At 39.0% G+C, this 19,095-nt stretch carries 16 protein-coding genes; 11 read left to right on the forward strand and 5 right to left on the reverse strand.

Features of this window, described 5'->3' with window-relative positions:
• Positions 1-82 precede the first annotated feature (82 nt).
• The 5 genes from pnp (at position 83) to ACXZ1K_RS09785 (ending at position 7,500) form a co-directional block, all read left to right on the forward strand.
• Positions 83-2,224, forward strand: a complete 2,142-nt coding sequence (gene pnp, locus ACXZ1K_RS09765; RefSeq protein ID WP_458973201.1) for a polyribonucleotide nucleotidyltransferase — start codon at positions 83-85, stop codon at positions 2,222-2,224.
• Positions 2,225-2,349: 125 nt separating this feature from the next.
• Entirely contained in the window at positions 2,350-3,024 is a 675-nt protein-coding gene (gene rpe / locus ACXZ1K_RS09770) for a ribulose-phosphate 3-epimerase (RefSeq protein WP_458973202.1), read from the forward strand.
• A 4-nt stretch (positions 3,025-3,028) separates the two neighbouring features.
• Entirely contained in the window at positions 3,029-5,425 is a 2,397-nt protein-coding gene (locus ACXZ1K_RS09775) for a TonB-dependent receptor (protein WP_458973203.1), read from the forward strand.
• Between the two features lie 48 nt (positions 5,426-5,473).
• Complete coding sequence (gene serC / locus ACXZ1K_RS09780) at positions 5,474-6,538, forward strand: 3-phosphoserine/phosphohydroxythreonine transaminase (RefSeq protein WP_458973204.1); 1,065 nt, start codon at positions 5,474-5,476, stop codon at positions 6,536-6,538.
• An 11-nt stretch (positions 6,539-6,549) separates the two neighbouring features.
• Positions 6,550-7,500 (forward strand): D-2-hydroxyacid dehydrogenase, encoded by a 951-nt coding sequence (locus ACXZ1K_RS09785; protein ID WP_458973205.1) that lies wholly within the window; start codon positions 6,550-6,552, stop codon positions 7,498-7,500.
• A gap of 52 nt (positions 7,501-7,552) precedes the next feature.
• On the opposite strand, the gene ACXZ1K_RS09790 is transcribed toward ACXZ1K_RS09785, so the two are convergent.
• Both ACXZ1K_RS09790 and ACXZ1K_RS09795 read right to left on the reverse strand, forming a co-directional pair.
• Positions 7,553-8,080 carry a hypothetical protein gene (locus ACXZ1K_RS09790; protein ID WP_458973206.1) on the reverse strand — a complete coding sequence of 176 codons (528 nt, stop codon included), beginning with the start codon at positions 8,078-8,080 and terminating at the stop codon, positions 7,553-7,555.
• Between the two features lie 48 nt (positions 8,081-8,128).
• Positions 8,129-8,908, reverse strand: a complete 780-nt coding sequence (locus tag ACXZ1K_RS09795) for an SAM hydrolase/SAM-dependent halogenase family protein (RefSeq protein ID WP_458973207.1) — start codon at positions 8,906-8,908, stop codon at positions 8,129-8,131.
• A 101-nt stretch (positions 8,909-9,009) separates the two neighbouring features.
• Between ACXZ1K_RS09795 and ACXZ1K_RS09800 the strand changes: the two genes are divergently transcribed.
• The 4 genes from ACXZ1K_RS09800 (at position 9,010) to ACXZ1K_RS09815 (ending at position 12,384) form a co-directional block, all read left to right on the forward strand.
• Positions 9,010-9,981 carry a PhoH family protein gene (locus tag ACXZ1K_RS09800; RefSeq protein ID WP_458973208.1) on the forward strand — a complete coding sequence of 324 codons (972 nt, stop codon included), beginning with the start codon at positions 9,010-9,012 and terminating at the stop codon, positions 9,979-9,981.
• 131 nt (positions 9,982-10,112) lie between these two features.
• Complete coding sequence (locus ACXZ1K_RS09805; protein ID WP_458973209.1) at positions 10,113-11,066, forward strand: phosphoribosylaminoimidazolesuccinocarboxamide synthase; 954 nt, start codon at positions 10,113-10,115, stop codon at positions 11,064-11,066.
• 19 nt (positions 11,067-11,085) lie between these two features.
• The gene (locus ACXZ1K_RS09810) at positions 11,086-11,472 is read left to right on the forward strand and encodes an STAS domain-containing protein (RefSeq protein WP_458973210.1); all 387 of its coding nucleotides are present in this window, start codon (positions 11,086-11,088) and stop codon (positions 11,470-11,472) included.
• Positions 11,473-12,384, forward strand: coding sequence for a ribonuclease Z (locus tag ACXZ1K_RS09815; protein ID WP_458973211.1), 912 nt, complete (start codon positions 11,473-11,475; stop codon positions 12,382-12,384). It begins immediately after the preceding gene.
• On the opposite strand, the gene ACXZ1K_RS09820 is transcribed toward ACXZ1K_RS09815, so the two are convergent.
• The 3 genes from ACXZ1K_RS09820 to ACXZ1K_RS09830 are packed head-to-tail and all read right to left on the reverse strand — an operon-like array spanning position 12,385 to position 15,074.
• A complete protein-coding gene (locus ACXZ1K_RS09820; RefSeq protein WP_458973212.1) occupies positions 12,385-13,338 on the reverse strand; it encodes an MlaD family protein in 954 nt (317 codons plus the stop codon).
• Between the two features lies 1 nt (position 13,339).
• Positions 13,340-14,185 (reverse strand): N-acetylmuramoyl-L-alanine amidase family protein, encoded by an 846-nt coding sequence (locus ACXZ1K_RS09825; protein ID WP_458973213.1) that lies wholly within the window; start codon positions 14,183-14,185, stop codon positions 13,340-13,342.
• 10 nt (positions 14,186-14,195) lie between these two features.
• A complete protein-coding gene (locus ACXZ1K_RS09830) occupies positions 14,196-15,074 on the reverse strand; it encodes an N-acetylmuramoyl-L-alanine amidase family protein (RefSeq protein WP_458969486.1) in 879 nt (292 codons plus the stop codon).
• Between the two features lie 83 nt (positions 15,075-15,157).
• On the opposite strand from ACXZ1K_RS09830, the gene ACXZ1K_RS09835 reads away from it, so the two are divergent.
• Positions 15,158-17,836, forward strand: coding sequence for a putative LPS assembly protein LptD (locus ACXZ1K_RS09835; protein ID WP_458969487.1), 2,679 nt, complete (start codon positions 15,158-15,160; stop codon positions 17,834-17,836).
• An 11-nt stretch (positions 17,837-17,847) separates the two neighbouring features.
• Positions 17,848-19,095 (forward strand): competence/damage-inducible protein A, encoded by a 1,248-nt coding sequence (locus tag ACXZ1K_RS09840; RefSeq protein WP_458969488.1) that lies wholly within the window; start codon positions 17,848-17,850, stop codon positions 19,093-19,095.

Consider the following 19,095-nt stretch of genomic DNA (forward strand, 5'->3'; position numbering starts at 1 on the left):
TGGCTTTTTTACTTTGAAAAGTAAAATAATATATATAAATCCGGTGTGTAGAAAGAGGAAAACACACCACAACTAATTTTAAATGAATGTAATAAAAAAATCGTTCGACTTGGGCGATGGAAGAACAATTGAAATTGAAACAGGGAAATTAGCTAAACAGGCCGATGGTTCTGTAGTAGTTAAAATGGGTGATACCATGCTTTTAGCTACAGTAGTATCTACTGTAGGTGCAAAATCAGGTGTAGATTTCTTACCATTATCTGTTGATTACCAAGAGAAATATGCTGCTGCAGGCCGTATTCCAGGTGGTTTCCTTCGTCGCGAAGCAAGATTGTCTGACTATGAAGTGCTAATCTCACGTTTGGTAGACCGTGCTTTACGCCCGATGTTCCCGGAAGATTACCACTCTGATACTCAGGTAATGATCTCGTTGATCTCTTCTGATAAAAATATAATGCCTGACTGTTTAGCTGGTTTAGCTGCTTCGGCTGCTATTGCAGTTTCTGATATTCCTTTTAACGGACCAATTTCAGAAGTTCGCGTTGCCAGGATTGACGGTAAGTTTGTAATTAATCCCTATGTGAGCGACCTAGAGCGCGCTGATATAGAGTTTTTGGTAGCAGGTACCGAAAGAGACATCGTGATGGTGGAAGGTGAGTGTGATGAGATTTCTGAAACTGAAATGGTTGAAGCGATTGAATTTGCGCATAAAGCAATCATTATCCAGGTACAAGCTCAGAAAGAATTGGCAGAACTTGTTGGTAAGACTGTTAAACGCACCTACTCTCATGAAGATAGCAACCCTGAATTGAAAGAAAAGGTTTATGCTGCTACTTATGATAAGGTTTACGCGATTGCTAAAAGCAACACCAGTAAAGGTGAGCGTGGTGATGCGTTTGGCGCTGTATTAATGGATTTCATCGCAACATTAGGTGAAGACATTGATGACGTGACTGGCTTTTTGTCTAAGAAATATTTCCACGATGTGCAGTATGATGCCATCCGTAACTTGGTTTTAGACGAAGGAATTCGTTTAGACGGTCGTGATGTACGTACTGTACGCCCTATCTGGAGTGAGGTTGGTTATTTGCCAGCTGCTCATGGATCAGCAGTGTTTACCCGTGGCGAAACACAATCATTAACCACCGTTACTTTAGGCTCTAAAGACGATGAACAAATGATTGATGGTGCTTTCATCAATGGCTACAATAAATTCTTATTGCACTATAATTTTCCTGGTTTCTCAACTGGAGAAGTTCGTCCTAACAGGGGAGCTGGTCGCCGTGAGATTGGTCATGGTAACTTAGCAATGCGTTCATTAAAGAAAGTATTGCCAGGTTTGGAAGAGAATCCGTACACCATCCGTATTGTTTCTGATATTTTAGAATCAAATGGTTCATCATCAATGGCAACTGTTTGTGCTGGTACATTGGCACTTATGGATGCAGGTATTAAAATCAAAGCGCCTGTTTCAGGTATTGCAATGGGATTGATCACTGATGAAAAAACTGGTAAATATGCAATCCTTTCAGATATTCTAGGTGATGAAGATCACTTGGGAGATATGGACTTTAAAGTAACTGGTACTGAAAAAGGTATTGTTGCTTGCCAAATGGACTTAAAAATTAATGGTTTGAAATGGGAAGTGCTTACAAATGCACTTATCCAGGCTAAGGAGGCGCGTTTACACATCTTGAATGAGATGAAGAAAACAATTTCTGCTCCTCGCGAAGACTATAAAGACCACGCGCCTCGTATTGTATCACTAAGTATCGATAAAGAATTTATCGGTGCGGTAATCGGGCCCGGCGGTAAAATTATCCAGGAAATGCAACGTGAAACCGGCGCTTCTATCTCTATAGAAGAGGTTGGTAACAAGGGTATTGTTGAGATTTTTGCAGATAACAAAGCGGCTATTGATGCTGCGGTTACCCGCATCAACGCAATTGCAGCTAAACCAGATATAGGTGCTATTTATGATGGTAAAGTGAAATCAATTATGCCATTTGGTGCATTCGTTGAAATCATGCCAGGTAAAGACGGACTATTGCACATCTCTGAGATTGCATGGGAGCGTTTAGAGACTATGGACGGTGTGCTTAAAGAAGGCGACAAGATCCAGGTTAAATTATTGGATATTGATAAACAAGGTAAAATGAAACTTTCCAGAAAAGTATTATTGCCTCGCCCTCCAAGACCTGAAAATGCACCTGCTGCAAAGTAATCTGTTACAAGCTTATTAAGGTTTCCAAACATAAACTACCCCGCACTTTGCGGGGTTTTTTTATTTAAAACGGGTTAAATAAATTATATTTACTTCCGTAATAGCGCCGAATAAAAATACTTATCATGAAACACCTAATAGCTCCATCTATTCTTTCTGCTGATTTTGGTAACCTGCAACGCGATATGGAAATGATCAATTCCAGCGAGGCGGACTGGTTTCATGTTGATATAATGGATGGTACTTTTGTGCCCAATATCTCATTTGGCTTTCCGGTAATGGAAGCATTGAAGGTACATGCAAAGAAGCCATTGGATGTTCACTTAATGATTATTAATCCCGAGCGTTATATTGATCGCGTTGCCCAAGCAGGTGCATCAGTAATTACAGTACACTATGAGGCTTGTACTCATCTTCACAGGATTATTCAAAGTATTCATGATGCCGGATGTAAAGCTTGTGTGGCCTTAAATCCGCATACGCCGGTGTCTTTGCTGAAAGATGTGCTGACTGATTTGGATATGGTACTAATCATGTCTGTTAACCCTGGATTTGGCGGACAAAAATTTATTCCAAATACACTTGATAAGGTACGGGAGCTTAAAGCCATGGCTGCATTGGTAAATCCAAATTTGCTAATAGAAGTTGATGGTGGAGTTGGAATAAATAATATTGGAGAGCTGTTAAGAGCAGGTGTTGATGTCTTTGTGGCGGGAAATGCCGTTTTTGCCGCATCTTCTCCTGCGGAAATGATCTCTCTTTTGAAAAACCATGATGCCGGAATATTGACCACATCTTAAGCCAATGCTTAAAATACGCTTGTTGCTTTTGACGCTTTTGTTGAGTCTTACATATGTAAGTGCACAGCCATTGGTAAAAGTTACGGGCTTAGTAACCGATAGTTTAAACATTCCTTTGCCTAGAGTAACTGTAACGGTAATGGGACAAAGTCAACTTAGCACTACAGACGATAAAGGGAATTACAGCATTTATTCAACTGCTACTTCTTTTACCCTCAAGTATACATTACTTGGTTATCGTCCTGTTTTAATAGAGGTGAAACGGGATAAGGCGGGTAGAATTATTCAACATGTTGTCCTTACTACAAATATTAATGAGTTGGAACAGGTTACCATAACTAATAAGCAAAACCAACTAAGTAATAGCGTACTCATCAATGTTAACGAAATTTCGGCTATGCCTTCAGTTTCCGGGAACTTTGAGGTGATATTAAAGTCGCTTCCCGGCGTATCAACCAATAATGAACTCAGTTCTCAATATAGCGTTAGGGGAGGGAATTTTGATGAGAATTTGATGTATGTCAATGATGTGGAGATCAGTCGGCCTGTGTTGATTAGAAACGGACAGCAGGAGGGTTTAAGCTTTATCAATAGTGACTTACTAACTTCAGCGAAGTTCTCTGCAGGAGGTTTTGAATCCCGTTATGGCGATAAGCTTTCGTCTGTTCTGGATGTAAAATATGACAGGCCAGATAGTAGTCAGCAATTGATCAATATCGGTTTGATGGGAGGCGCTGTAAGTTCAAAGATTTTAGGGAAACACTATTACCTGTTAGCCGGTATTCGTTATAAAAACAACAGCAGTATTTTAAATACGCAAGACAATAAAGGAAGCTACGCACCTAATTTTAAAGACATACAACTGGTATTTTCTCAAAGTTTGTCAGATAAATTTACCCTCAGTTTTATGGGTAACCTAAATAGTGGCGTATTTAAGCTGCTTCCAGAAAGTCGTGAAACCCAGTTTGGTACGTTAAGCACACGTTTACGTTTGCAAACGGAATATAGCGGTAAGGAAATTGATGACTATACCAATGCGGGGGCAGCAATCACAGCTACTTACTTTCCAAAATCTAATTTGGTTATAAAATGGATCAATAGTTATTTCAGTATACTGGAGAGCGAGAAAATTGATATTGAAGGCCGCTACATATTTGATGAGTTGAGTAACAACTTTTCAGGAGGTAATTTTGGAGTCATCAGAACTAACCGCGGTTTGGGCGGTTACATGAATTACGCAAGGAACAGGCTATTTTCTACAAGCTTTAGCTCTGGTGTAAAAGTTGATCAAAGTTATAGTAACCATACATTTTCTCTGGGCGCCAGGTTTGAGCATAAAAATTATGTGGACAACCTTAATGAATATAGCTTGATAGATTCTGCCGGTTATATCATTGAAGAGCCGAAGAACTTCTATCAGGATAATGCCATTAGTGTGGAGAATAATTTGTCAATCAATTACCTAACTGCCTACATCCAGGATAGTTATGCGGTTAGTGCAAATTCGGACCTGCAGTTAGGGGTTCGTGCTAGTTATAACAGCTTGAGTGGGCAGCTTTTGTTGAGTCCGAGGATGCTTTTGGCGTACAGACCTTTGAGTAATAACAAGATCATCAGGTTTACAGCGGGTGTATATCAGCAAGCGCCAGACTACAGGAGCATCAGGGCTTTTGACGGTACATTGAATAAAGCACAAAAGGCTCAGCGTTCTTATAATACTTCTGTTGGGATTGATTACGCATTTGACGGTTTGGGAACAAGATTGAAATTTACATCAGAAGCCTATTTTAAATATCAGGATAGATTAATTCCTTACATGATGGATAATGTCCGGATTAAATATCTGGCAGGCGATATGGCTAAAGGAAATACTTACGGTGCAGATTTTAGTATCGGAGGAGAGTTTGTGAAAGATTTGTTGTCGTACTTCCGGATTTCCTTAATGAAATCAAATCAGGATATCAAAGGTGACAATCTAGGTTATTTGAAGCGTCCAACAGATCAGCGCGTCAATTTCTCTGTCTATTTTCAGGACAGGCTGCTAAATAGTCCAACGTACAAAGTGCACCTGAACCTGTTATATGGTTCAAGGTTACCGGTAGGGGCACCATTACTTCAAAGGTATTCAGATGATTTTAGCATCCCGGCATACAAACGGGTAGACATTGGCTTTTCCAAAGATTTTTTGGATGATGCTGTTAAATGGAGGGCAAGGTTTCTGGATAAATATTTTAGTTCGTTTTCTTTACATGCAGAAGTATTTAATTTGCTGAATATTGATAATACTGTTTCATATCTGTGGTTAAAGGATGTGAATAACGTACAATATGCCATTCCAAATTACCTAACCGGTAGGCAATTCAATCTCAAACTGATCATAAAGTTCAAGAATTCGAAATGATAAATAATATAAAACTGTTACATTTACCAGTAATAAACAAATAGTTAAATGAGACATAATTTTGGCGCAGGCCCCTGTATTTTACCACAGGAAGTATTTAAACAAGCATCGCAGGCAGTTTTAGATTTTAAGGACGGCTTATCTATTTTAGAAATCTCGCACCGTACGCCAGAGTTTGAAAGCGTGGTTGAAGAAACCACAAAGCTTATCAAAGAACTAATGAATATACCAGAAGGATATTCAGTTCTATTGCTTCAAGGTGGTGCAAGTTTGCAATTTGCAATGGTTCCTATGAACTTATTGCCGGAGGGACAAACAGCGAGTTATTTGGAAACAGGCGTTTGGGCAAACAAAGCTATAAAGGAAGTAGCTTTTTTTGGAAAAGCGAACGTAGTTGCATCCTCTAAATCGGCAAATTTTACTTTTATTCCTAAAGACTTCAGTATTCCGGAAGACAGTGCTTATTTCCATTGTACATCAAACAATACCATCTACGGGACAGAGCTTTTTAATTTTCCTAAGACTTCTGTGCCAGTTGTTTGTGATATGTCTTCTGACATTATGAGTCGGGTAATTGACGTATCTCAATTTGACCTTATTTATGCTGGTGCGCAAAAGAACATCGGTCCGGCAGGTTTAACTGTAGTGATCGTTAAAGACGAGATTTTGGGTAAAAGCGGAAGAAAAATTCCATCGATGCTGGACTATCAAGTTCAGATAGATGGAAGTTCAATGTATAACACGCCTCCTGTATTTTCAATTTATACCGCAATGCTTAACCTTCGCTGGTTGAAATCAAAAGGTGGTGTTGCTGAAATCGAAAAAGAAAATATAGCGAAGGCACGTGCGCTATATGCTGAAATTGACAGAAACCCTTTATTTAAAGGGACTTGTGAGGTTGAAGACAGGTCCAGAATGAACATTTGTTTTGTAATGGAGAATCCTGAACTCGAAAAGCCTTTCTTAAAATACGCAGAAGAAAATGGTATTGAAGGTATTAAAGGTCATAGAAGTGTAGGCGGTTTCAGGGCTTCGATATACAATGCACTTCCAATCACAAGTGTACATACCTTAGTTGAATTAATGCAGATTTTTGCTGAAAAACACCAATAATAAATAGATTGATGATTAAGATACTTGCAAACGATGGGATAGATCCCATCGGAAAAGCGTTATTAGAGCAGGCTGGTTTTGTTGTGGATACAGAGACTGTGCCTCAGGATAAATTAGTTGAAGCACTTCAGAACTACGATGCCATCACAGTTAGAAGTGCAACTCAGCTTCGTAAAGAAACAATAGACCAATGTCCTACTATTAAATTGATAGGCAGGGGTGGAGTTGGAATGGATAACATTGATGTAGATTATGCCCGTAGTAAGGGTGTGGCTGTAGTTAATACTCCAGCAGCTTCTTCATTGTCTGTTGCAGAACTTGTTTTCGCGCACCTTTTTACAGGAGTTAGGTTTTTACAGGACGCAAACAGGAAAATGCCTGTTGAGGGAGCTACCAAATTTAACGGACTTAAGAAGGCTTACGCTAAAGGAATTGAACTTAGAGGAAAAACTATCGGTATTATCGGTTTCGGTAGGATTGGTAGAGAAACGGCTACTGTTGCATTAGGTTTGGGAATGAATGTTTTAGCATATGATCTTTACCCATTTGAAGATAATTTGACATTAAACCTTCAAGGTGGAATCAAAGTTGATATTCCAGTAAAGACTGTTTCGCTGGATGAGGTGATCAGTAATAGTGATTTCATCAGTTTACATACTCCTTTTGCTGATAGACCTATTTTGGGTGCGGATGAATTTGCGAAAATGAAGAATGGCGTTGGTGTGGTTAACTGCTCAAGAGGCGGAACAATTGATGAAGAAGCACTAATTGCAGCACTTGATAGCGGAAAGCTTTCTTTTGCCGGCTTAGATGTGTTTGATAATGAGCCGACTCCACTAGCTGCAATTTTACAGCATCCAAAGATTTCCTTAACACCTCATATTGGAGCTTCTACTAATGAAGCACAAGAGAGAATTGGAACCGAGCTTGCCAATCTTATTATAGAACACTTCACTAAATAAATAGTTCCTGCGTACTCATTCTTCTCATTAGCAAAAGAATGAGTACGCTTTTTTATTTAGCGGCTGCAGATTGCTTTAATTTATTTTGGAAGTAAAAATAGGTTCCTGCAAGTGCTGCCAGCAATAAGAGTATAATAATGTTTGACATTCCTCCGAGCGTAGAACGGGAGTGTTCTTTAGTCAACAATTCATTTTGGTCTTGGAGCTTTTTTATCGACTGCATGTAATTGAGCATTCTGCTATTCACCGTGGAAGCTGTGTTTTTTGCCTGCTTGACTTCCTGATCTTTGTAATCCATCAATATCTTCAGTTCCTTGAAGATGTTATTGTCGTTCAGCACAATCTGTCTTAATATTTCATTAGAGTTTTTGATGTCTCCTTTGGTTTGAAAACCGAAAATACCTGTCCTTGCATTAAGACTTTGATCGTATTGTCCGAATCTGATGCTTCGCTGATTCAATAAGGCATTGACTTTTAACCGTTGTGTCTGATAGGCACTTGTGTCAGTTTGCGTGACGATCGCGCTTGCACTAATGGCAATTCCCATATGGAAGAACAAAATGATTGATTTTAGAAGCATTGTGATTAAGTTATTGTTACGCTCAATCAAGATAGCAAACTCTATGCCCTAAGGGTGGAATTCAATACGAATAATATCATTGAGGTGTAATCCCAGCAACCCACTTGCTTTACCCTTATTAATTGCGATTTCAAGATGGTTACTAATTCCAAATAAACATAGCTTTTCACCCTCTTGCACCTCATTGTAGTGCCAACTTAATTGAGTTATGGTTTCACTCTTTCTAAAGTAAAGGGTGAAATCTCTATTTCTCTGTATTTTGGTGAAAAGATCTTTGGTAATGTTAGTGATCACATTACAGAACGTATCAATATAAATTACGCTACCGCGTATGATATCGCGCTCAATTACCGGGTTAAGCAACATCCTTTGTTCCACGCTCTCTGTAGGCACCCCAATTTCTTTTAATTTTGCGCCTTTGGCCAAATGAACCGCTGCTTTCACAAATATATCAACAAGTGGGAAATGAAGATATTTTAAATCCTGCATAATATTAAGTTCTACAATTTCGTCTGGTGCAGCATCAAATAACAAGGAGAATATGCCATTGTCAGCACCTACAAAGAAATGATCTTTGTATTTTAAGGCCAGATATTTCGTGTTTTCGCTAAAGACAGAATCAATACCTATCAAATGTACTGTCCCTTTTGGGAAATAAGGATACACATTCTTCAATACGAACGCGGCGTATGAGATGTTAAAAGAGGGAACTTCGTGTGTTACATCAACAATGTTCGCTGTAGGCAGGATACTCAGGATACTGCCTTTGAGAGCAGCCTGGTAGAAATCCTTCGAGCCTAAATCTGTCGTTAATGTAATAATGGCCATTAAAAATTGAATATTTATTCTTAATCTTGCGTATGCGGTCAGCCGCGTACAAATATTCAACTTTTATATCAAAATATACACTTCTTAAAAAAAACAATATTTTGAACGAACTAAAATTAACATTAGAATCGGTAGATCCGGTACAATTTTGGGGTCCCAATAACGAGCATTATGAAATCATCAAGAATGCGTTTCCAAAATTGAAAATTGTAGCAAGGGGTAACGACGTTAAGGTGCTGGGTGAAGAGCAGGAGCTTAGTTTGTTCGAAAAAAAATATAACCAGCTGATCAGTCACCTGGAACAATTCAGCGCCCTGACGGCCAATGACGTCGAAGGTATTTTACAGTCCAGAAAGACACCATCTGCCGAAGGTTCAGGAACATCTGAAAAGCCTAGCGGCCAAGGTGGCGGCGGTGAAGTGATCGTATTCGGTACAAATGGACTAATGATAAAAGCCAGAACCGCTAATCAGCGGAGAATGGTGGATAGCATTGGTAAGAGTGATGTATTATTTGCCATTGGCCCTGCAGGTACAGGTAAGACCTATACTGCTGTTGCACTGGCCGTACGGGCATTGAAGAACAAAGAAATAAAGAGGATTATATTAACCAGGCCGGCAGTTGAGGCTGGAGAGAACCTGGGCTTTCTTCCAGGTGATCTTAAAGAGAAGGTAGATCCTTATCTGCGCCCGCTTTATGATGCGCTTGATGACATGATCCCTGCTGAAAAGCTGAAGTTATATATTGAAAACAGAACTATAGAAATTGCACCACTGGCGTTTATGCGTGGGCGGACATTAGACAATTGCTTCGTAATCCTGGATGAAGCACAGAACTCTACAGATTTACAGTTAAAAATGTTCCTGACCAGAATGGGCCCTTCTGCAAAATTCATTGTAACCGGAGATGTGACTCAAATTGACCTTCCAAGAAAGCAGATGTCTGGATTGAACAATGCATTGCGGATACTGGATGACATCCCTGGCATTGATATCATTTACCTTACAGGAGAAGATGTTGTGAGGCATAAGCTGGTAAAACGGATATTGAAAGCATACGGAGATATTCAATAGGAGAAATTAGTGTTTAGCTGTTAGTATTTCTATATCGATCGTTAGATTTTGTTTTTAAACATGTCTTGATGCCAATTACTAATTACTAACTGCTATATCCTAACTACTAACAACTAACTACTTAAATAGAAATGACAGCGATAAAAGAAACTCATTTTAATTTTCCTAAACAATCAAATTATTATAAAGGTAAGGTAAGGGATGTCTATACTATAAATGACCAATATATGGCGATGGTTGTTACAGATAGAATTTCAGCTTTTGATGTGGTACTACCTGAGGCAATTCCTTTTAAAGGACAAGTGCTAAATCAGATTGCAGCTAAATTCCTTGCTTCCACAAAAGATATTATACCTAACTGGGTTCTAGACGTTCCAGACGAAATGGTAACCATAGGTAGGATTTGTGAGCCTTTTAAAGTGGAGATGGTGATAAGAGGTTATTTGGCTGGTCACGCATGGAGAGAATATAGTGCTGGCAAGAGAAGCGTTTGCGGAGTTTCCCTTCCTGATGGCTTGAAAGAAAACGATAAATTGCCAGAACCCATCATCACTCCAACAACAAAAGCAGCAGTTGGTCACGACGAGGATATATCGAAAGAAGATATTTTAGCGAAGGGAATTGTTTCTATTCTGGATTATACCCAGCTTGAAAATTATACCCGATCCTTATTTAAGCGAGGTACGGAAATGGCAGCAGATAGGGGCTTGATATTAGTTGATACGAAATATGAGTTCGGTAAGGTTGGTGATGATATCTATTTAATCGATGAAATTCATACTCCCGACTCATCCAGATATTTCTACGCAGACGGTTATGAAGAAAGACAGAAATCTGATGAACCTCAAAAGCAATTGTCTAAAGAATTTGTTAGAAAATGGCTAATTGAGAATGGTTTCCAGGGAAAGGATGGACAGACCGTTCCCGTTATGGATAAAGCGCGTGTGGATTCCATATCAGAGCGCTACATTGAACTATACGAGCAAATAACTGGCGACAATTTTGTGAAAAATGAGACCGTTGATGTGTTAAACAGAATAGAGAAAAACGTTATTAACGGGATTAATTCGTTACTTTCGCATTAATAACTAAATATTTGATACTATGAAATTTTCAGTAGACAAACACGAAAAATACGTTGTTATAAAGCTAAAGGAGTCAAAATTGACAAATGATAATACACCTAAGCTTAAATCTGAATTCATATTATTGAATGCAGAAGGCTACTGTAATATTGTTCTTGATCTTTCACTAGTTAAGGAGTGTAATGATTCTCAGGACCTAAGCAGTTTGCTGGTAGGTAGCAGACTTTGCAAAAAAGCTAACGGACTTTTCATTATTACTGGAGTCAATGCAGCAGTATCAAAAATACTGGAAATGTCTAGTCTGGACCAGTCGCTAACTATTGTTGCTAAGTTGGAAGAGGCAACTGACCTGATCTTTATGGACGAAATAGAGAAGGAACTTTTGGGTGGAGTAGAAAGGGATTAGATGAAACTTGAGGTTACTATACTGGGCAGCAGTTCTGCAACTCCGGTTCACAATAGAAATCCCACCTCCCAATTATTAAATTGCAACGAGAAATTTTACCTGATTGATTGTGGTGAAGGTACTCAGCAGCAGTTAATCAGGTTTGGTTTTAAAGCAAATAAGATAGATTACATTTTTATTAGCCATCTACATGGCGACCATTACTTTGGTTTGATAGGCTTGTTATCCAGTTTGCATTTAAATGGCAGGATAAAACCTATGAAGATCTTTGCTCCTCATGCTTTACAAGAAATACTTGCATTGCAGTTTAAGCATTCCGAAACGTTATTGAGATATCCCATCGAGTTTACCGCTATTGAAGCTAATCAGTCTTTAGTTATTTATGAGAATGCCGATGTGACAGTGGAAACGGTTATTCTAAACCACCGTATACCTTGCACGGGTTTTAAATTTAGTCAGAAACCTAGAATGCGCAAGCTGATCGTTGAAAAATTGGAAGAGGATCAAGTTGGCATTGAGTATTATCCGCTCTTGAAGCGCGGTGCGGATCTTGATCTGCCCGGTGGGAAAACGATATTTAATAAGGACTACACAACAGATCCTGCACAACCTAAAGTTTATGCTTATTGTTCAGATACATTAGTTGATGAACGCTATTTCAATAGCATTCGAAATTGTGATCTGCTTTATCATGAAGCGACTTTTTTACAGGAGATGTTGGAACGGGCCAATCAAACACATCATACAACTGCTTTACAAGCCGCTCAGGTTGCCCAAGTTACAAAGGCTAAGAAATTACTAATTGGCCACTTTTCATCACGATATAAAGCGCTACTTCCACTTTTGGAAGAGGCAAAGTCAGTATTTGAGAATACTGAGCTTGCGCTAGAAGGCATAACTTACGAAATCTAACTATTTATCTTTCTTGTTTCCTCCACCAAATACTGAAAAGTGCACATAGCGCTTAGGGTTCTCTTTTAGATCTATTATCAGATTATCGAGATTTTTAGAGGCATTATTCAGATTATCATACATCTTCGTGTCATTAACCAATTGGCCGAGAGTTCCCTGTCCGTTGTTAACTTTAGTAACAATTGTTTGAAGATCTGCTACCGCTTTATTAGCGTTGTCAATGGTTTGTTTAAAATTTGCAGCAGCAACCTGATCAGTAATGGTATTGATATTATTCAGTATTGAATTGATTTTTTGATTGTTTTGCTTCAGGTTATTCGAGATCGCCTCCACGTTAGATAGGATTGACGAAATTCTTGAACCCTCTGATCCGACAAGGTTATCTACTTTTTTAGATGTCGCTTCTAAAGAAGCTAGGGTAGATGCAATGCTATTGAAACTTTTGTCAACATTTTTCTGGAAATTGGGATTAAGGATAGAATTAACACTGGTAAGGATAGAATCCATTTTAGCAATGATCAATTCTGCTTTTTTCTGAACTGGTTCTACTGTTTCCAAAAGTCCTTTTGCGACATTGGCATTTAACGTATCACCATCTTCTGCAAAATCATTACCCGTTCCTAATGCCATCACAATCGCTTTGCTGCCTAATAGGTCAGTGCTTTCCAACTTCGCTATACTGTTCTTAGGTATTTCATACTTCCCTTTAATTTTAAGCGTAGCGAGAATGGAACCGTCTGGTTGAAGCTGTAATTTATCTACACGGCCGATCTGAAAACCATTGATAAGGACCGGTTTTGAAACACCAAGCCCGTCTACATGCGAGTATTTTGCATACAGAACAGTCTCACTTGAAAATATGGCATTGCCTTTCAAAAAATTATACCCAATAATTAACAGTGCTATAGAAAAGGCTGCTAAAATGCCTACTTTGGTTTCGTTTGCTATCTTCATTCTAATTTGTTTCAGTTTCTTGTCTATAGCTTTTTACAGCTTTAAAAATGGAATTTACAATTTCATTCTGCCCACTTTCAGAGTTTAGGTATTGCTCTTCGTCGGGATTGGATATAAAGCCTATCTCTGTTAAAATTGCCGGCATTCCACATCTCTGTAGGATTAACAGTCCTTGTTCCTTAACTCCCCTATTAACCCGGTTGTCGTTATTTGTATAATTATCCTGTACAAGACGTGCTAATTTCAAACTTTTATCCCGGAATACATTCTTAAACAAAGATAGTATAATAAATGTTTCGGGATCATTAGGATCATAACCATTATAATTCTGTTTGTAGTTCTTTTCCAGTTTGATGTCCTCATTTTCTCTTATTGCAGCATCTTGCTCATTCAATCTGTGGGAGCCAGCTACAAATGTTTCCGTTCCTTTTGTTGTTTTATTTTTAGTGATCGCGTATTTAGGGATCTTTTTGCCGCTTTTAGTTTTCGTGTACCCAGTCAATACACGATTGTCTGGCATTGAGTTGCAGTGGATCGAAATGAATATGTCAGCATTGTTATCGTTTGCCAGAGCGGCCCTTTTGTAGAAGTCGACATCTACATCGGTTTTTCTGGTATAAAGGATTTTAAGTTCTGGCATATCCCGTTCAAATTTTTTTCCTAGCCTTAGTGCTACTTCAAGTGCGATATTCTTTTCGAGTGAGGTAGTCCCGCGGGCTCCAGGTTTATTACCTCCGTGGCCTGCATCTATCACGATGGTACGTACTTTATATCCTTGCGATATTGAAAAGAGCGGGAGTACTAGAAATAGGAACAATATAAGAAATGCACTTTTTTTTTCTATCATACGCAATTAGTTATCCTTCTATAACCTTTTTATAGTTTTTAATAGCTTCTATAAGGCAATTGACAATTTCGTTTTGTCCAGCTTCAGAATTCATGTAATCCTCCTCTTCAGGATTGCTGATAAATCCAATTTCTGTAAGTATCGCAGGCATTCCGGCGCGGGCTAATACAGCAAGACTTTTCTCTTGAACACCCCTATCAATACGTCCTACATTAACATACTGATCTTGAACCAGTTTTGCAAGTCTTAAGCTCTGGGTTCTAAAAGTATTTTTCATCAGGGAGAGGATAATGAAGTTTTCAGGGTTATTGGGGTCAAAACCTTCGTAGTTCTCCTTGTAGTTGTCTTCCAGGAAGATAGAAGCATTTTCTCTTTTTATGGCTTCATCTTGTTCGTTTACTCTTCCCATACCCGATACAAAGGTTTCTACACCTCTGGTGCTTGTACTTTTTCTGGATACTGTACTGGTTATTGGTATTCTTTTTCCCTTGCTATTTCTTCTATACCCAGTGACGACGGTTGATCTCCTCACAGGCATATCGTTACAATGGATAGAGATAAAGAGATCAGCTTTAGCATTATTAGCAATTGCAATCCGTTCATATAGAGGAATAAAAGTATCATCTGTGCGGGTGTATATTACTTTTACGTCTTTCAGGTTAGCCTCGATCGCTGCTCCGAGGTGAAGGGCCGTTTTCAAAGCAACGTCTTTCTCTGTAGAATACAGGCCTCTGGTGCTACCATCTTTACCTCCGTGACCAGCATCTATTACAATAGTTTTTATTTTGTATTCCTGCGTAAAGGCCTGATAACTAGATATAGTATTGATCATTGCCGAAATAAATACGATCAAAATAACATTTGGCCTAAGCAATGGTATATTTTTCATTAATTTTGAACGTTTTGGATTAAACATAAATGCAAAAATAACATTCACACACGAATTTGAAACTTTTACTGAATATCATTTTTTTGAACTTAGTTGTATTATTGGTTTCTACTGGTAATGATGTGTCCGCTCGTTCTCTATTTGCTGCGCGCCAAGACCCAAGTACACGTACAAGAAGTCAAGCACCGGTAAGGTCAGAATCGTCATCCCCAAGAACTAACGCACAAAGTAAGCCAAAAGATACAGTTGCATCAGAAAAGGTTGAGTATAAAGCAAAAGATTCTACACGCGTTGATAAAGAAAAAGAAATTGTGTACCTCTACGGTGAAGCCAGAGTAATTTACCAGGGCTTTGAGTTAGATGCAGATTATATCGAGTTTAATACGAAGACGAATATAGTTTTCGCCCGTGGAAGAAATAATTCTAAAGGCAAATATGTAGGAAGACCTATTCTGAAAATGGAAGGGCAGGGTACATCAAAAGCAGATTCTCTAAGATACAATATTAAAAGCGGTGCAGGTAATATTTTTGGTGTATTTACAGAGCAGGAAGGTGGATTTTTTTCGGGTGGTAAAGCAAAGAAGCAGCCAGATGATGAAATACATAGTAAGGGCCAGACCTACAGTACATGTAATCTGCCACATCCGCATTTTGGTATTTATATCACCAAAGGCATCGTCACAGAACATCAAATAATCACAGGCCCAGTATATTTAAAGATTGAGGACATTCCCTTACCTCTCGGACTTCCATTTGCATTTTTTCCCAAACCAAATAAAAAGAGTTCAGGGTTTATTCTTCCCAGTCCGGGAGAAGATTACACAAGAGGATTCTTCCTTCGCGATGGTGGATATTATTTGGGTTTAAATGATTACTGGGATGCAAAAATGACTGGTAGTATTTACACCCGTGGTTCTTATGATGCCTCACTGCTTTCCAATTATATGAAGCGGTATAAATATACAGGTAACATTAACTTAAGGTATTCGAATTCCCGGTATGGCTTAGAGGGTACAGCCGAGTATTCACCAAAAAAGGATTTCAACATACAGTGGACCCACAGTCAAAATCCAAACGCCAAGCCCGGTACAACTTTCTCTGCATCTGTTGACGCAGGTACAAGTTCTTACAATCAGAATACTGCCGGTGGTAGCAGCTATGATTATTCGCAAATTGCCAAAAATACGTTACGATCCAGTATAGCTTACGGCAGGGTCTTCGATAATGGTATTACCCTGGGTACAGATTTTTCTGGATACCAGGAAACGGCTACCCGGTCAGTAAGTTTGACATTGCCTAATATTAGTTTGTCTGTTCCAACTTTTAGTCCCTTTGATTCAAAGAACAGATTGGGCGAACAAAAATGGTATCAGAAGTTGACCGTTGGTTATTCTATGCAGGCAAGTAACAGCATCACTTCAAGAGAGGATTTGCTTTTTAAGCGGGAGAGTTTAAATAAGTTTAAAAATGGGGTTAGCCACCAAATCCCTGTTAGTTTGGCCTTTACATTATTTCATTTCAATTTTACAGCAAATACTTCCTACCAGGAGCGCTGGCATTTCCAGACCATTGAGAAGACCTACTTTAGGGTAGTGAACGGTTCTGATATTCCAATTACTGATACGATACCTGGCTTTAAGAGGAACGGAGAATATAACGTGGGAATGGGTTTGTCTACCAAAATTTACAGTACCGCACAATTTACCAAGTTTGGGAATTTTCAGGCCTTAAGGCATGTAATGACACCAAGGATCAACCTGACCTACACGCCGGATTTTTCCAACCCTAAGCTTGGTTATTACAAAGAGGCTAAGTACTCAGACGGAAGTTTTGTTAAAGGACCTGATGGTAAGAATTTGCTTTATTCCATTTTTGAAGGATCTTTATATGGTGGTCCTGGTTTAGGTAGAAATGCAACGATCTCATTTGGCGTAGATAACACTGTGGAAGCAAAGTTTACTTCGCCTAAAGATACCACAGGCAAAGGGGAGAAAAAAATAGCGATTATACAGGGCCTCGGAATCAATGGGAGTTACAATTTGCTGGCAAAAAGTTATAAACTATCTACGCTTAGTCTCAATGGAAGATCTCAATTCACGGATAAGCTGGGAATTAACTATTACGCTACTTTAGACCCTTATCAGGTTAGGGATAGTTTGGATTTAGACGGCCGTGTAGTTAAAGGGCCTAATGGAGCGCCTATTAGATTGCTACGCGACAGGTATACCTGGCAGGATGGAAAACTGCCAAGATTGACCACTTTTGGTTTTTCATTCGATTATAGTTTAAATCCAGAAGCCCTAAAAAGAAGAAACATGAATGAGACTGATCTTCGTAATGACCTTACGAAAAAAGGAACCATGACAAAAGAACAATCTGATGAATTGGCCAAGGTAAGCAGAGATCCAAACGCTTTTGTAGACTTTAACATCCCCTGGAATTTTGCTTTTGCTTATAGCTTCCTTTATACTAAGGATCGAACAGGATCAACTAGCAGTATCACAAACACTTTAAATTTCAATGGCGATGCAAATATTACCAGAAATTGGAAGGTACAGTTTAACTCAGGCTGGGATTTTAAGGCCAGTACATTTTCGCAAACCTCACTGGCCATATATCGCGACCTCCATTGCTGGGATATGAGTGTGAGCTGGATCCCTTTTGGTGCATATCAGTTCTATTCAGTTGATATTAAGGTTAAGGCATCTGTTTTGCAGGACCTAAAATTGAGCAAGAGAAAAAATTACTATACCCGTTTCTAACATTTTTTATTATGCTAGCAGAAATAATATCCATCGGCGATGAGATCCTGATCGGTCAGATCATTGATACTAATTCCGCATGGATGGCCCAACAACTCAATTTGATAGGGCTAAAAGTAAAGCAGATTACTTCAGTCTCTGATGATGCTGCACACATAACCGCAGCATTGGAAGAAGCGCAAAAGCGTGCGAAAGTAATTTTTATTACCGGGGGACTTGGGCCTACAAAAGATGATATTACTAAAATCACTTTGGCTAAGTATTTTCATATGGACTTTAGAAGGGATGAAGAGACTTTAAATCATATTAAGGGAATTTTCGAAAGGTCGGGCAGACCTATGATTGAGTCAAATATGAAGCAAGCTGACGTACCCGATGGTTGTGTCGTAATTCAAAACAAGAATGGTACAGCGCCTTGCATGTGGTTTGAGCAGGATAGCAATATCATCGTTTCTATGCCAGGTGTACCTTTTGAAATGATGTACCTGATGGAAGAAGAAATCATTCCAAGATTAAAAAAGGTATTGAACCTGCCATTTATCGTCCATAAAACTATCTTAACCGCGAATATTGGAGAATCATTTCTTGCTGCCGAAATCGAGCCTGTGGAAGATCAATTGCCTTCTCATATTAAGTTAGCCTATCTACCTAAACTTGGCCAAGTAAGATTAAGATTAAGCGGGACAGGAGATGATGAAGAAATATTAAAGGAGGAAGTAGAACTGCATGCACGGCAGCTTATAGCTCTTATCAAACCATATGTAGTCATCGAAGATGATGTTGCATTAGAAAAAGCCGTTTTGGATGTAATGGAGTCCAAAAGATTCACTTTATCTACAGCTGAAAGCTGCACAGGAGGGTATATTGCTCATTTGATCACAAAGCATCCAGGTTCATCAATAGTCTATCATGGCGGGGCAGTAGTATATGCAAATGATTTAAAGATATCCGCCCTCGGGGTATCTCCTGAAACCATTCAAAATTTTGGCGCTGTAAGTGAACAAACAGTTATCGAAATGGCAAATGGGGCATTAAATAAATTTAAAACAGATTACGCAGTAGCAGTTACGGGAATAGCTGGTCCAGGTGGTGAAATGCCGGGCAAGCCCGTTGGCACAGTGTGGATTGCGGTAGCGAGCAAAAATCAAACGGTTGCGAAGGTGTTCAAATTTGGTAATAAACGTTTGCAGAACATTGAACGGTCTGCATCCTCAGCACTAATGATGCTACTTAATGAACTTAAAGGGAATGAGGTTTAA

The sequence above is a fragment of the Pedobacter jaeyakensis genome (genome assembly GCF_054461315.1).

What these genes read in the sequence shown, in the direction of transcription:
- pnp (WP_458973201.1), top strand. Translation starts at nt 83, where the DNA reads ATGAATGTAATAAAAAAATCGTTCGACTTGGGCGATGGAAGAACAATT.
- rpe (WP_458973202.1), top strand. Translation starts at nt 2,350, where the DNA reads ATGAAACACCTAATAGCTCCATCTATTCTTTCTGCTGATTTTGGTAAC.
- ACXZ1K_RS09775 (WP_458973203.1), top strand. Translation starts at nt 3,029, where the DNA reads ATGCTTAAAATACGCTTGTTGCTTTTGACGCTTTTGTTGAGTCTTACA.
- serC (WP_458973204.1), top strand. Translation starts at nt 5,474, where the DNA reads ATGAGACATAATTTTGGCGCAGGCCCCTGTATTTTACCACAGGAAGTA.
- ACXZ1K_RS09785 (WP_458973205.1), top strand. Translation starts at nt 6,550, where the DNA reads ATGATTAAGATACTTGCAAACGATGGGATAGATCCCATCGGAAAAGCG.
- ACXZ1K_RS09790 (WP_458973206.1), bottom strand. Translation starts at nt 8,080, where the DNA reads ATGCTTCTAAAATCAATCATTTTGTTCTTCCATATGGGAATTGCCATT.
- ACXZ1K_RS09795 (WP_458973207.1), bottom strand. Translation starts at nt 8,908, where the DNA reads ATGGCCATTATTACATTAACGACAGATTTAGGCTCGAAGGATTTCTAC.
- ACXZ1K_RS09805 (WP_458973209.1), top strand. Translation starts at nt 10,113, where the DNA reads ATGACAGCGATAAAAGAAACTCATTTTAATTTTCCTAAACAATCAAAT.
- ACXZ1K_RS09810 (WP_458973210.1), top strand. Translation starts at nt 11,086, where the DNA reads ATGAAATTTTCAGTAGACAAACACGAAAAATACGTTGTTATAAAGCTA.
- ACXZ1K_RS09815 (WP_458973211.1), top strand. Translation starts at nt 11,473, where the DNA reads ATGAAACTTGAGGTTACTATACTGGGCAGCAGTTCTGCAACTCCGGTT.
- ACXZ1K_RS09820 (WP_458973212.1), bottom strand. Translation starts at nt 13,338, where the DNA reads ATGAAGATAGCAAACGAAACCAAAGTAGGCATTTTAGCAGCCTTTTCT.
- ACXZ1K_RS09825 (WP_458973213.1), bottom strand. Translation starts at nt 14,185, where the DNA reads ATGATAGAAAAAAAAAGTGCATTTCTTATATTGTTCCTATTTCTAGTA.
- ACXZ1K_RS09830 (WP_458969486.1), bottom strand. Translation starts at nt 15,074, where the DNA reads ATGAAAAATATACCATTGCTTAGGCCAAATGTTATTTTGATCGTATTT.
- ACXZ1K_RS09840 (WP_458969488.1), top strand. Translation starts at nt 17,848, where the DNA reads ATGCTAGCAGAAATAATATCCATCGGCGATGAGATCCTGATCGGTCAG.